Annotated in this window: 10 protein-coding genes; 3 read left to right on the forward strand and 7 right to left on the reverse strand. The window is 70.3% G+C overall.

Translation table 11 applies throughout. The annotated features are described in order from the left end of the window. Positions 1-69 precede the first annotated feature (69 nt). The gene (locus ACFWFI_RS33205; protein WP_387397564.1) at positions 70-1,140 is read right to left on the reverse strand and encodes a LacI family DNA-binding transcriptional regulator; all 1,071 of its coding nucleotides are present in this window, start codon (positions 1,138-1,140) and stop codon (positions 70-72) included. A 233-nt stretch (positions 1,141-1,373) separates the two neighbouring features. Between ACFWFI_RS33205 and ACFWFI_RS33210 the strand changes: the two genes are divergently transcribed. Continuing rightward, a complete protein-coding gene (locus ACFWFI_RS33210; protein WP_387397567.1) occupies positions 1,374-2,660 on the forward strand; it encodes a transglycosylase family protein in 1,287 nt (428 codons plus the stop codon). Here the strand turns inward: ACFWFI_RS33210 and ACFWFI_RS33215 are convergent. From ACFWFI_RS33215 to ACFWFI_RS33240, 6 genes are all read right to left on the reverse strand, one after another. After that, positions 2,630-3,778 carry a DMT family transporter gene (locus ACFWFI_RS33215; protein WP_387397569.1) on the reverse strand — a complete coding sequence of 383 codons (1,149 nt, stop codon included), beginning with the start codon at positions 3,776-3,778 and terminating at the stop codon, positions 2,630-2,632. The two genes, ACFWFI_RS33210 and ACFWFI_RS33215, sit on opposite strands and share 31 nt — an antisense overlap. 242 nt (positions 3,779-4,020) lie before the next feature. Beyond that, positions 4,021-4,476: an ATP-binding protein gene (locus ACFWFI_RS33220; protein WP_387397572.1), complete on the reverse strand. Its 456-nt coding sequence runs from the start codon at positions 4,474-4,476 to the stop codon at positions 4,021-4,023. Between the two features lie 98 nt (positions 4,477-4,574). Continuing rightward, a complete protein-coding gene (locus tag ACFWFI_RS33225) occupies positions 4,575-5,018 on the reverse strand; it encodes a response regulator (protein ID WP_387397574.1) in 444 nt (147 codons plus the stop codon). Further along, a complete protein-coding gene (locus tag ACFWFI_RS33230) occupies positions 5,015-6,640 on the reverse strand; it encodes a sensor histidine kinase (protein ID WP_387397576.1) in 1,626 nt (541 codons plus the stop codon). Before ACFWFI_RS33230 ends, ACFWFI_RS33225 begins: the two co-directional genes overlap by 4 nt. Beyond that, the gene (locus ACFWFI_RS33235) at positions 6,637-7,890 is read right to left on the reverse strand and encodes a PP2C family protein-serine/threonine phosphatase (RefSeq protein WP_387397579.1); all 1,254 of its coding nucleotides are present in this window, start codon (positions 7,888-7,890) and stop codon (positions 6,637-6,639) included. The genes ACFWFI_RS33230 and ACFWFI_RS33235 overlap by 4 nt, the downstream gene beginning before the upstream one ends. Positions 7,891-8,006: 116 nt before the next feature. Further along, a complete protein-coding gene (locus ACFWFI_RS33240) occupies positions 8,007-8,903 on the reverse strand; it encodes an RNA polymerase sigma factor SigF (RefSeq protein WP_387397581.1) in 897 nt (298 codons plus the stop codon). Between the two features lie 230 nt (positions 8,904-9,133). Between ACFWFI_RS33240 and ACFWFI_RS33245 the strand changes: the two genes are divergently transcribed. After that, a complete protein-coding gene (locus ACFWFI_RS33245) occupies positions 9,134-10,597 on the forward strand; it encodes an MFS transporter (protein ID WP_387397584.1) in 1,464 nt (487 codons plus the stop codon). Positions 10,598-10,740: 143 nt separating this feature from the next. Continuing rightward, on the forward strand, positions 10,741-12,231 hold the full coding sequence (locus ACFWFI_RS33250) for an SDR family NAD(P)-dependent oxidoreductase (RefSeq protein ID WP_387397587.1): 1,491 nt from the start codon (positions 10,741-10,743) through the stop codon (positions 12,229-12,231). Positions 12,232-12,314: the final 83 nt, after the last annotated feature.

The raw sequence follows: 12,314 nt of genomic DNA on the forward strand, positions 1-12,314 counted from the left end.
CCGCGGTGCGGCGCGGTCACCGGGCAGACCCCTCGCGGCGCAGGCCGGTCTGATCCGGACGAAGGGCTCCTAAGCGGAATCCCGTACCACCAGCACCGGTTCGAAGATCACCGACGTCACCGGCCGGTCCGGTGCGGCCAGCCGGTCCAGCAGCAGACCGGCCATTTCCGCCGCCATGTCCTCCACCGGCTGCCGCACCGTCGTGAGCGGCGGCCGGCAGGCCGAGGCGGCGCTGCTGTCGTCGAAGCCGATCACGGCCACGTCCTCGGGTACCCGTCTGCCGTGTTCTCGCAGGACGTGGCAGGCCCCCGTCGCCATCAGGTCGTTCCCCGCGAACACCCCGTCCAGGTCGGGGTGTTCGGCGAGCAGCCGCTCCATCGCGGCCTCACCGCTCTCCTGGGTGAACTGCCCTTCGGCGACCGGGGGAACGGATGATCCCCTCTGCGCCAGAGCGTCCTGGAAGCCCGCCAGCCTTTCCCGCCCCGCCGGTACGGCCAGCGGCCCGCTGATGGTGGCGATCCGCCGGCAGCCGCGCGCCAGAAGATGCTCCGCCGCCAGGCGGGCGCCGTCCCGGTGGGCCAGATCGACGTAGCTGATCCCGACCGGCCGGGCAGGGCGCGCGTACAGGACGGCGGTCAGGCCGGCATCCGCGATCAGGCCCGGCAGCGGGTCCTCCGCGTGCGTCGACACGATCAGCGCCCCGTCGGCGCTGCCCTGCCGCAGGTACGCCACCACTTCGTCCCGGGCCCGCGAGGTCTCGGCGAACATCAGCACCGGGTGCATCCCGCGCGGCCGCAGATAGTTGACGACCCCCGTCACCACCCGGCCGAAGAACGGGTCCGCGAAGACCTGTGCGGTGAAGGACCCCTCCTCGGCGGGGCCTCGGCCGTCCGGCTCGACCCCCGCACCGGACACCACCAGGGCGATGGCGTCCGTGCGACGGGTGACCAGCGAGCGGGCCGCGCGGTTGGGTGCGTAGCCGGTGACGGAGACAGCCTGTCGCACGGCCTCCTGGATCGCCGGGTCGACGTTGCGCACCCCGTTGACGACGCGCGAGACCGTGGCGCGCGAGACACCGGCCGCCCGCGCCACATCCTCCAGGGTGGGGGCCGCGCCGGCCGGTCGCAGAGCATCGGTCATGAGCGCATTTATAGCATCAGGAGGACGAGGAGATAGAGCGCTCTCCCATTGCTCTTCCGTCAGCTCACGGTCATGCGGCAGCGGCGGCCGAGGGGCATCCCCGTTCCGCCCGCCGGGGTTGTGCGCCGGGGCCACTGGGCGGCAAGCGCTCACTGTTCACTTGTCATCACCCGCTGTGTGCCCATAAGTTGGCCGCTTGCGACGTGTCCTACTGCCAGTGGGGGAGCCTGATCATGGCCGCGAACGGACGGCACCGCAGATACCAGCCCAGCCGGATCAACCGTGCTTCGCTCACGGTGACGGCGGGAGGCGCGGGCATCGCGCTCCCGCTTCTCACGGCTGCCTCGGCAGGGGCTGCCACGACCGATGTGTGGGAGAAGGTCGCCGCCTGCGAGTCGACCGGGAACTGGCACATCAACACGGGCAACGGCTATTACGGGGGCCTGCAGTTCACCCGGTCGACCTGGGCCGCCTACGGAGGCACGGCCTACGCCGCCCGGGCAGATCTGGCGACCAAGGACCAGCAGATAGCAGTCGCCGAGAAGGTGCTCGACGGGCAGGGCCCGGGGGCCTGGCCGACGTGTTCCGTACGGGCCGGGCTGAAGCAGGGCGGTGACGCGCCCGACGTCGCCCCGCAGTCGAAGCGGCAGGTGGCCGTCGAGGCCGGGCAGGGCAAGACGTCGCAGTCCGGCCCTTCGAAGAAGGCCGCCCGTGACACCGGGGCGGCCAAGGCGTCACCCACCGCCGTGCCCGGTCAGCGCGAGTCGTACACCGTCGCGCGCGGCGACTCCCTCTCCGGCATCGCGTCCGCCGAGCGGGTCCGGGGCGGCTGGCAGCAGCTGTACGCGGCCAACCGCACCGTGGTGGGCACCGACCCCGACCTGATCATCCCGGGACAGCGGCTGACCCTGGACGTGACCGCGACCCCGCCGACGGCCCCGAAGCAGAAGGCCGCGCCCAGGCCCGCCGCTCCCGAGGCCGCGAAGAAGGCGGCCCCCAGGACCGCCACCCCGAAGGCCACGGAGAAGCCCGCCACCCCGAAGGCCACCCCGAAAGCCACTCCGAAGGCCACGGAGAAGGCCAGGCCCGCCGCTGAGAAGAAGGCGTCCAAGCCGCGCTCCGGCCTCACCGCCCCCGTGTCGGCCCGCACCGGAACCCCGTACCACCAGGCCGGTTCGTGGTCCAGCGGCTACCACACGGGCGTCGACTTCCCGGTCCCCACGGGCACCTCCGTGAAGGCCGTGGCGCCGGGCAAGGTCGTCTCGGCCGGCTGGGCGGGCGCGTACGGCTACGAGATCGTCATACGGCACAGCGACGGCAGGTACAGCCAGTACGCACACCTCTCCTCGCTGCATGTGCGCGAGGGGCAGCAGGTCGGCAGCGGCCAGCGGATCGCACGCTCGGGATCCACCGGCAACAGCACCGGCCCGCACCTGCACTTCGAGATCCGTACCGGCCCCGGCTACGGATCCGACATCGACCCCCTGGCCTACCTCAGGGCCGGCGGCGTCAGCGTCTGAACGGTCCTTGCCCGGCCCTCTAAGTCACCCCGGCGGGCCGGGCCGGCAGCCGGTCGCCTGCCGCCGAACTCCACGCGCCCGCCGCCGTGGTCCAACGGCAGGGTCAGCGGGAGGGAGAGCGCCGTGGGGGCCGGAAACGGGTCCGGCAGAACCGCCGATCCCTGGGGAGCCACGGGCTTCGCCGGCTCGGGCAGCACCACTGTGTGAGGCGCGTCGGCGCCCCCGGCAGGCGCGTCGACGCGCTCCTCCGGCGTGCGCTCCCCGGATCCCGTCCGCTCCGGCGTACGCCGCTCGGCTCCCACCCGCTCCGTGGTCAGCAGCACCAGACCGGCCGCCGCCAGCACACCGCAGCCGAGGGCGAGCAGGGTGCCCGTCATGCCGTAGCGGAACTGCTCCCCGAACATCGTGATGCCCACGGCGGCCGCGACGACCGGGTTGACCACGGTGACCGTCGCGAGCGGCGCCGTCAGCCCGGCGCCCCGGTACGCGGCCTGGGAGAGCAGCAGCCCCGCGGCTGCGAGCCCCGCGATCACCAGGAGGGTCGGCAGCCCGGAGGTCACCGCGCCGGAGGTCCACTCCACCGCCACGGTCTTCGTGAACACGGACGCCATGCCGAAGGCCACACCGGCGCCGGTGGCCAGCACCACGCTGCGCAGCATCGGCCTGTGCAGCCCCTTGGCGAGAACCATCAGGACCACCACGGCGCCGGTTGTCCCGGTCGCGAGCACGAACTGCTCCGGCCCGGCCAGCGTGTGGGATCCGGCGCTCCCCGTGAGAGCCAGCAGACCGGCCAGGCCGACCGTGGCCATCACGGCGCCGCGCCAGGCCGTCCGCCCCGCCCTGCGGTGGACGAAGAGCGCGGCCATCGGCAGCGCGAAGACGATCGTCAGGGCTCCGAGGGGCTGTACGAGGCTGAGGGGCCCGTACGCCAGCGCCACGACGTGCAGCACCGCTCCCACACCGTTGAGCGCCACCGCCACCCACCAGACGCCGTTGCGCAGCGGTGCGTAGGGGCGGCTGCCACCGGCCGCGGCCACGCGCTCCTGGACGATCGCGCCGGCCGCGTAGGCGACGGCGGAGACCAGTGACAGCAGCACGGAAAGCGCGAGGGAACTCATGTACACCACGATGTCCCGTCCGAGCCGCCGCGTCGTCGTCCCTGAGGCGGCGATTCGGCGACGGCGTACTGCTCCAGTAGTACGTCCAGTACTCCTGGGTCCTCCTCCTGACGGTAGTCCTCCTTGCCCGAGGGCTCAGAAGTTCGCCGAAGAGGTGACGCCATGCCACCGGCCGACCGCGCCAGGTATCCGGAACGGCACGGGATCGGCCGTCGTCCCTGGGCCGGGCACCGCGGCGCCGGTCAGGTGCTGAGCATGAACTCGGCGCGGATGCGTTTGCCGACGGGCACCCGCTCGGCCGTGAGCCGATCGCAGAGCGCGACCACGATCTCCATGCCGTGACCGCCGAGGCGGGCCGGGTCGGGCGAGTAGAGCACCGGGAGCGCCGTGCTGCTGTCGTACACCGTGACGCTGATGCGCCGCGCGTCGCCCTCCAGCTCCAGCAGATACGGACCGTGGCTGTAGCGGTCCGCGTTGGTGACGAGCTCGCTGACCGCCAGCATCAGATCGCTGCGGGTGTGCTCGCCGAGGACCGCGAGCCACTCGGCCGCGAGCCGGGCAAGGAAACGGTCGGCGAGCGCGCGCGCCTGCGCGATGCATCCGGGCTCGCCGTCGAACACCTCAGCGGCGAGCAGAACCTCCGTGGACGGGGACCCCTGGAAGGGGTCGTCCGGCCGTGAAGTGGCCTGTTCGTTCATGTGCTCCAGCCAGGGCGCCGCAGGGGAGGTCGCAGACCTCTTCTCGCCGTTCGTCTACCCGCGTCGAGAGATCCCACTCCGGGAGATCCCTCCAGATCTTACGCACGCGGGGGCAGTCGGACCACGCTCACGAAAAAGTCGTCGATCTGGCGCACCGCCCCGATGAACTGCTCCAGGTCGACCGGCTTGGTGACATAGGCGTTGGCATGCAGTTTGTAGCTGCGCAGGATGTCCTCCTCGGCCGAGGACGTGGTGAGGACCACTACCGGGATCAGCGCCAGTTCAGGGTCCGTCTTGATCCGCTCGAGGACCTGCCTGCCGTCGTACTTCGGCAGATTCAGGTCCAGAAGCACCAGGTCCGGGCGCGGGGCGTCACCGTATTCGCCCTGGCGGTAGAGGAAGTCCAGAGCCTCCTGCCCGTCGCGCACCACATGGAGGGTGTTTTGGATCTTGTTGTCCTCGAACGCCTCACGGGTCATCAGCTCGTCGCCGGGGTCGTCCTCGACGAGCAGGACCTCGATGGGCTTGACGGCGTCGTTCACGGGGTGTCTCCCGACCGGGGGGTGAGCGGGGCGGGGGCGAGCAGCTCCGCCGTGGTGTGCGTGGGGGCCTCAGGAAGGACGGGCAGGGTGAAGTGAATCAGTGTGCCCTCGGCAGGTTCCGGGTCCAGCCAGATCCGGCCACCGTGGAACTCGATGATCTTGCGGCAGAGGGAGAGCCCGATTCCGGTTCCCTCGTACTCGTCGCGGGCGTGCAGGCGCTGGAAGATGATGAAGACCTTGTCGGCGAATTCCGGCGCGATCCCGATGCCGTTGTCGGCGACCGTCAGATGCCAGTCCTCGCCCTCACGGACACACCCGACCGTGATCCGGCACGGCACATCGGTCCGGCGGAACTTGACCGCGTTCCCGATGAGGTTCTGCCACACCATGGTGAGCGACGTCGAGTCGCCCAGCAGCTCCGGCAGCGGCTCCTCGCGTACGACGACCGCTCCGGACTCCTCGACGGCCAGGGTGAGATTGTTGAGGGCCCGGTCCAGGGCCGCGTCGAGATCGACGGGTTTCCAGCTCTGCTGCACCCGGCCCACCCGGGAGAAGGTCAGCAGGTCGTTGATGAGCACCTGCATCCGCTTGGCGCCGTCGACCGCGAAGTCGATGTACTGCCTGCCGCGGTCGTCGAGCTCCGAGCCGTACCGCTTGTCCAGCAACTGGCAGAAGGAGGCCACCTTCCGGAGCGGCTCCTGGAGGTCGTGCGAAGCCACGTAGGCGAACTGTTCCAGTTCGGAATTGGACCGGCGAAGCTCCGTGGTCTGCTCGGCCAGCAGCGTCTCCCGCTCCTGGGTCTCGGCCAGCTCCGCGACCAGACGCCGGCGCATGTCCTCGGCCGCCGCGGCCACCGCCCTGACGTCCGACGGGCCGCGGACGTCGATCTTCCCTGAGAAAGCGCCCGACCTCACCTTGTTCGACGCCGCGGTCAGCGCGTCCAGCGGCCGGCCCACCATGCGGTGCAGCAGCAGACTCAGCGACACGACGGCCAGCACGAAGCCGATCACCAGAGCGATGAGCACCCGGTCGCGAGTGGTGCGCGCGTCATCCAGCTCGGCGCGGGCCGTGTCGCGTGCGTCGTCCAGGTGGTTCTGCTGGGTGGTGTACAGAAGGCGCAGTGCGTCGAACTCCGACTTGCTGCGCGTGATCGGGGCCGAGGACGCGCCGGTGGGCCCGCTCGCCCGCACCGCCGCGATGAGCGGCTCGGCCCGCAGAGTCCGCCACTGCTTGGACGCCCTCTCGATCCGGTTCAGGTCCTCGGCATACGGCTGCTCGTTCCCGGTCAGTGAGCGCACCCGGGCCATCCGCTCCCGCTCGGCCCGCATGCCCGCCTCATAGGGCTCCAGGAACGAGGTGTCACCCGTGAGCGCGAAACCGCGCACCCCGGTCTCCTGGTCGAGGAGCGAGTTCTGCAGCTGGAACGAGGCGGAGCGGGCCGGCTGGATGCGGTCCACGAGGTCCGTGGTCCGGTCGGAGATACGGGAGAGGACGAGCCCGCCCACGACGAGGCATCCGCAGACCACCAGCACGAAGCCGGCCAGGATCAGGTGGACCCAGTTCTGTACCGACAGCCGGGCTATCGGGCCGGACCGACCGGCAGCCGGCTCCTCGGTGCTCATGAGTTCGCCTTCCAGCCCAGATGAAGTACGGCGACGTCGTCGGCCAGTCCGCCGTACGGAGAAGCACTCTCGGTGGCCTCGGCGATCAGCGCGTCGACGAACGCGCGGGGTTCCAGCGCGCCGTACTTGCCGGCCATGGCCAGCAGGCCTTCCTCGCCCAGCCGGGAGCTGGGCCCCGTACGCCCCTCGAACAGGCCGTCGGTGAACAGGACGAGCTCACTGCCGGGGGAGAGCTCCAGTTCCGTGATCGTCCAGCGGCCGGCGCCGGGCAGCAGTCCGAGGGCCATGCCGGCGTCGGGCTCCACCCAGCTGACCTCCGTGCCGCGCCGGAGCAGCAGTCCGGGGTGCCCGGCCCGAGCGACGAGCACCCTGTCCCGGCCCGGCGGAAAGACGAGCGTGGTCACGGTGGCGAACACATGGGGATCGGACCGCTCGGCGACGAGTATCTCCTCCAGGAGACCGATCTTCTCGCGCTGCGTGACACCGGTGAGTACGGCCGTGCGCCACGCGACACGGAGACAGACCCCCAGGGCGGCCTCCGCGGCACCGTGCCCCGACACATCACCGATCACCGCGTGCACCGCGCCGTCGGCGGTCTGCACCACGTCGTAGAAGTCGCCGCTCAGGAGCCCGTGGGCGCGCCCGGCCTCGTAGCGCGCGGCCACCTGGAAACTGTCGTCCAGCAGCAGCGGAATCGGCAGCAGCGCGCGTTCCAGACGGGCGTTCTCCTGGGCGATCAGCCGGCTGGTGCGCATAGCGGCCGCAGACCGCTCGGCGTGCTTGCGCTGGAGGGCGTAGCGGACGGCGCGGCCCAGCACCTCGGGATCGATCCGGCCCTTGACCAGGTAGTCCTGGGCGCCCTGCGCCACCGCGGACAGCCCCGTCTCCGACTCGTCGAGACCGGTCAGCACGATCACGGCCGCATCGGGGGCGGACTCGACGAGCTGACGGACGGCGTCGAGGCCGTTCACATCGGGCAGGTGCAGATCCAGCAGGACGCAGACCGACGTGCGGCAGCCGAGCAGGAACCGCCGCGCCTCGGCCAGCGTCTTGCACCACGTGAGCGGGGCGTCCAGCTCGCTGTCGGTGAGCATCTCCTCGACCAGGAGCGCGTCCCCGGAGTCGTCCTCGACCAGCAGCAGGACCGCGTCGACGTCCCAGACGGACGCCTCGGAGACCGGCACCCTCTGCTGCTCGGGAATCACGCCGGGCTGCGTACGCGCAGAGAGTTCCAACGGCGACTCGGTCACACCCACCCCCTCCGACGGACGGCACGGGAGACCCACGGCCGTATCGGCAGGAAGCATATGTGACTGAGGCCCGGCACTCGGCCGGGCCTCAGTCGTCCAGTGCGTACGTTGTCGGATCAGGCCTCGACGCTCATTCCGGCGCGCAGGCGTTGGACGATCCTGCTGAGCAGGCGCGACACGTGCATCTGGGAGACGCCCAGCTCAGCGCCGATCTGCGCCTGCGTCATCTCCTGACCGAAGCGCATACGGACGATCTTCCGCTCCCGGTCGTCCAGCTGTCGCAGCAGCGGAGCCAGGGTGTGCAGATTCTCGACGCTCTCCATCCCCGGGTCGTCCTCGCCCAGGAGATCGGCGTAGGCGCGCTGGTCACTGCCCGATTCGCTGTCGGCGTTCGGGGTGTCCAGGGAGCCCGCGGAGTAGCCGTTGGCGGCGACGAGACCCTCGATGATCTCCTCCTCGGGGAGATCGAGGTGTGCGGAGAGCTCCGCGACCGTCGGGTCGCGGTCGAGCTTCGCCGACAGCTGCTCCTTGGCCTTGGCCAGCTCGACCCGCAGCTCCTGGAGCCGTCGCGGCACGTGCACGGACCAGGTCGTGTCGCGGAAGAACCGCTTGATCTCACCGACGATGTACGGCACCGCGAAGGTCGCGAACTCGACCTCGCGCGACAGGTCGAACCGGTCGATCGCCTTGATCAGGCCGATCGTCCCCACCTGGATGATGTCCTCGGTGTCGTCACCGCCCCGGTTGCGGAACCGCGAGGCGGCGAAGCGCACAAGGGAGAGATTCATCTCGATCAGGGTGTTGCGCGCGTACTGGTGTTCGTGGGTCCCCTCCTCGAGGACCTGGAGCCGGTCGAAGAAGAGCTTCGACATGGCCCGGGCATCCTGCGGGGCCACCTTGCCGGCGTCCTCGATCCACGGAAGCGCAGCAGTGTCCGCAACCCCGCCCGCCTCGTCGCACCGCGTCGCCGCCGTGCCGATCGCTTCGGTGGTTCGCACTGACATGGCCGTCATGGTGTCGCCCTCCCTGGTTTCCGCTGCAGTGACGGGCGCATGCCCCGCTATCCGGAAGTAATGCCACCGAATACCGAAGTTTTTTTCGGAGATCCGCGACAGGGCCGGATGGAGCCATCGGGTGTAACGGTCCGTGTTCGAGCGGGTGGTTCCGGTTACCCTGCACGGCCGAGGTGTGACTCGCGCCTCGTTCAGGGCACCTGTGTGTTCCGGAAGCGGAGGAGGGGCTCATGAGCGGCACCGGCACGGCAGGCGGACCGACAGTCACGACCAGGATCCCGGCACGGCTCGACCGGCTGCCCTGGTCGCGTTGGCACTGGATGATCGTGATCGGCCTGGGCACGGTCTGGATCCTCGACGGACTCGAGGTCACGGTCGTCGGCAACATCGCCAGCCGGCTGTCCGAGGACGGCAGCGGACTGGCCATCACCGACGCGCAGGTCACCGGCATCGCCGCAGCGCTGTACGTGGCGGGCGCCTGCTCCGGTGCGCTGGTCTTCGGGTGGCTCACCGACCGTTTCGGACGCAAGAAGCTCTTCCTGATCACCCTCGCCGTCTACCTGGCGGCAACCGCGCTCACCGCGGTCTCCTTCTCGGCGTGGTGGTTCTTCCTCTTCCGCTTTCTGACGGGCTTCGGGATCGGCGGGGAGTACGCGGCGATCAACTCGGCCATCGACGAGCTGATCCCCAGCAAGTACAGGGGCCGCGTCGACCTCATCATCAACGGCAGCTTCTGGCTCGGCGCCGTGGCCGGTTCACTGCTCTCCGTCCTCGCGCTGAACACCGACATCTTTCCCAAGGACATCGGCTGGCGGCTCACCTTCGCGCTGGGCGTGGTCCTCGGACTGGTCATCCTCCTGGTGCGCCGCCACGTGCCGGAGAGTCCCCGCTGGATGTTCATCCACGGACAGGACCAAGCGGCGGAGAAGCTCGTCGACGGCGTGGAGCGCGAAGTGGAGGCGGAGACCGGGAGCAGTCTTCCTCCTGCCGAGCCCGCCATCACGGTGCGGCAGCGCAAGAGCACCGGCTTCGGAACGATCGCCCGGACCGTCTTCCGCTCGTATCCCAAGCGGGCCGTCCTCGGAATCTCCCTCTTCATCGGCCAGGCGTTCCTCTACAACGCCATCACCTTCGGCTTCGGCTCGATCCTGGTGAAGTTCTTCGACGTCTCCAGCGGCGCCACCGGGTACTACTTCGCCGTCATCGCCGCCTTCAACTTCCTGGGACCGCTCCTCCTGGGCCGCCTCTTCGACACGGTGGGGCGCAAGCCGATGATCGCGGGGACGTACATCCTTTCCGGCCTGCTCCTCTTCGGCACCGCGTGGCTCTTCGGCGCCGGGTCGCTGACGGCCGTCACCATGACCGGCTGCTGGTGCCTGGTCCTCTTCGTCGCCTCGGCCGGGGCGAGCTCCGCCTATCTCACGGTGAGCGAGATCTTCCCCATGGAGACCCGGGCGATGGCGATCGCGTTCTTCTACGCCGTGGGTACGGCGGCAGGAGGCATCACCGGCCCGCTGGTCTTCGCGGAACTGGCCGCCAGCGGGGTGGTCGGCGACACCGTCCTGGCGTTCTGCATCGGAGCCATCCTCATGGTGGCCGCGGGGCTGGTAGCGGTCTTCTTCGCGGTGGCGGCCGAGCAGAAGTCCCTGGAGGACATCGCGACCCCCCTCTCGGTCAGCGAGAGCGGGGGATGACAGCCGAACGGAGCAACGCCCGACTCATGGCAGACTTGACCGGGGCAATTCGGCCCGTGCGCGCCTGCCCTCGCCGGCTCCGGCCGGATCACTCCCCACCCACCCCGACAGCGGCATGAGTGACGAGTGACAGAGGAACGGCAATGACGGTGACACAGGACAGCCAGGAGTTCGCTCCCGGTATCGACGAGTTCGGTCCCGGTATCGACCCGGAGCGGCTGGCTGTCTGCCTGAGCGTGCTCGACGAGCTGGACACCATCGATGTCGACCACCCCGACGCCATCGCCGTGCGCCGGGCCACCGCCGGGGTCTACCGCACCGTGAAGCAGCGCCGCCGCCAGGAGCGCCGCGCCGCCAAGACCGCTCACGACAAGGCCGTCACGGAAGCCACGGCGACCGGCTCCGCCGAGCGCATCGACGACGAGACGCAGGGTGTACTCCCGTCCTCCTCGGCCACCGCCGAGATCGCCGGCATACTCCAGCGCCCCAGGTCCTGCTACATCTGCAAGACCCGGTACGTCGAGGTGGACGCCTTCTACCACCAGCTCTGCCAGCAGTGCGCCAAGGAGAACCGCAGCCGGCGCGACGCGCGCACGGATCTCACCGGACGCCGGGCCCTGCTCACCGGCGGCCGCGCCAAGATCGGCATGTACATCGCGCTGCGGCTGCTGCGCGACGGAGCGCACACCACCATCACCACCCGCTTCCCCAGCGACGCCATCCGCCGCTTCAAGGCGATGCCGGACAGCGACGAGTGGATCCACCGCCTGAAGATCGTCGGCATCGACCTGCGTGACCCCGCCCAGGTCGTCGCGCTCGCCGACTCGGTCGCGGCCGAGGGCCCGCTGGACATCCTGATCAACAACGCCGCACAGACCGTCCGCCGCTCCCCGCAGGCCTACAGCGAGCTGCTCGCCGCCGAGTCCGCCCCGCTCCCTTCTGGCGAGCTGCCCGCCGCCCAGGTGATCGGCACGTTCGGCAGCGGCACGGTCGACCGTGTCGCCGCGCTGCCCGCCGCCCGCAAGGAGGGCGAGGGCCTGAGCGCTCAGGACGTCACGGATCTCGCCCTGGTGACCGGGTCCGCCTCGCCGGCCCGCATCGCCGCCGGCACCGCGATCGACGCCGGCGGTCTGGTCCCCGACCTGCACGACACGAACAGCTGGATCCAGACCGTCGACGAGGTCGAGCCGATCGAGCTCCTGGAGGTCCAGCTCTGCAACTCCACGGCGCCCTTCATCCTCATCAGCCGGCTTCGCCCCGCGATGGCCAGGGCCGCGGCGGGGCGTGCCTACGTGGTGAACGTCTCCGCGATGGAGGGGGTGTTCGGCCGTGGCTACAAGGGCGCGGGGCACCCGCACACGAACATGGCCAAGGCCGCGCTGAACATGCTGACGCGCACCAGCGCCCAGGAGATGTTCGAGAAGGACCACATCCTCATGACCGCCGTCGACACCGGCTGGATCACTGACGAGCGGCCGCACCCCGACAAGATCCGCCTTGCGGAGGAGGGTTTTCACGCCCCGCTCGACCTCGTCGACGGCGCCGCCCGGGTCTACGACCCGATCGTGCGCGGCGAGCAGGGTGAGGAGCTCTACGGCTGCTTCCTGAAGGATTACGCCCCTGCGGGCTGGTGATCTCGCCCGGTTCCGTACCTCCAGCCTCACCCGCACCTCCCGCCACCTGCGATGACTGGTGGCACGGCGGCGGCCCCGTGGAC

It is taken from the genome of Streptomyces sp. NPDC060209, from assembly GCF_042728155.1.
GTDB lineage: Bacteria > Actinomycetota > Actinomycetes > Streptomycetales > Streptomycetaceae > Streptomyces.

Excerpts from the sequence above, each read along its gene's own strand:
- ACFWFI_RS33230 (WP_387397576.1), bottom strand. The coding sequence starts at position 6,640 with ATGAGCACCGAGGAGCCGGCTGCCGGTCGGTCCGGCCCGATAGCCCGG.
- ACFWFI_RS33220 (WP_387397572.1), bottom strand. The coding sequence starts at position 4,476 with ATGAACGAACAGGCCACTTCACGGCCGGACGACCCCTTCCAGGGGTCC.
- ACFWFI_RS33240 (WP_387397581.1), bottom strand. The coding sequence starts at position 8,903 with ATGACGGCCATGTCAGTGCGAACCACCGAAGCGATCGGCACGGCGGCG.
- ACFWFI_RS33210 (WP_387397567.1), top strand. The coding sequence starts at position 1,374 with ATGGCCGCGAACGGACGGCACCGCAGATACCAGCCCAGCCGGATCAAC.
- ACFWFI_RS33215 (WP_387397569.1), bottom strand. The coding sequence starts at position 3,778 with ATGAGTTCCCTCGCGCTTTCCGTGCTGCTGTCACTGGTCTCCGCCGTC.
- ACFWFI_RS33205 (WP_387397564.1), bottom strand. The coding sequence starts at position 1,140 with ATGACCGATGCTCTGCGACCGGCCGGCGCGGCCCCCACCCTGGAGGAT.
- ACFWFI_RS33250 (WP_387397587.1), top strand. The coding sequence starts at position 10,741 with ATGACGGTGACACAGGACAGCCAGGAGTTCGCTCCCGGTATCGACGAG.
- ACFWFI_RS33245 (WP_387397584.1), top strand. The coding sequence starts at position 9,134 with ATGAGCGGCACCGGCACGGCAGGCGGACCGACAGTCACGACCAGGATC.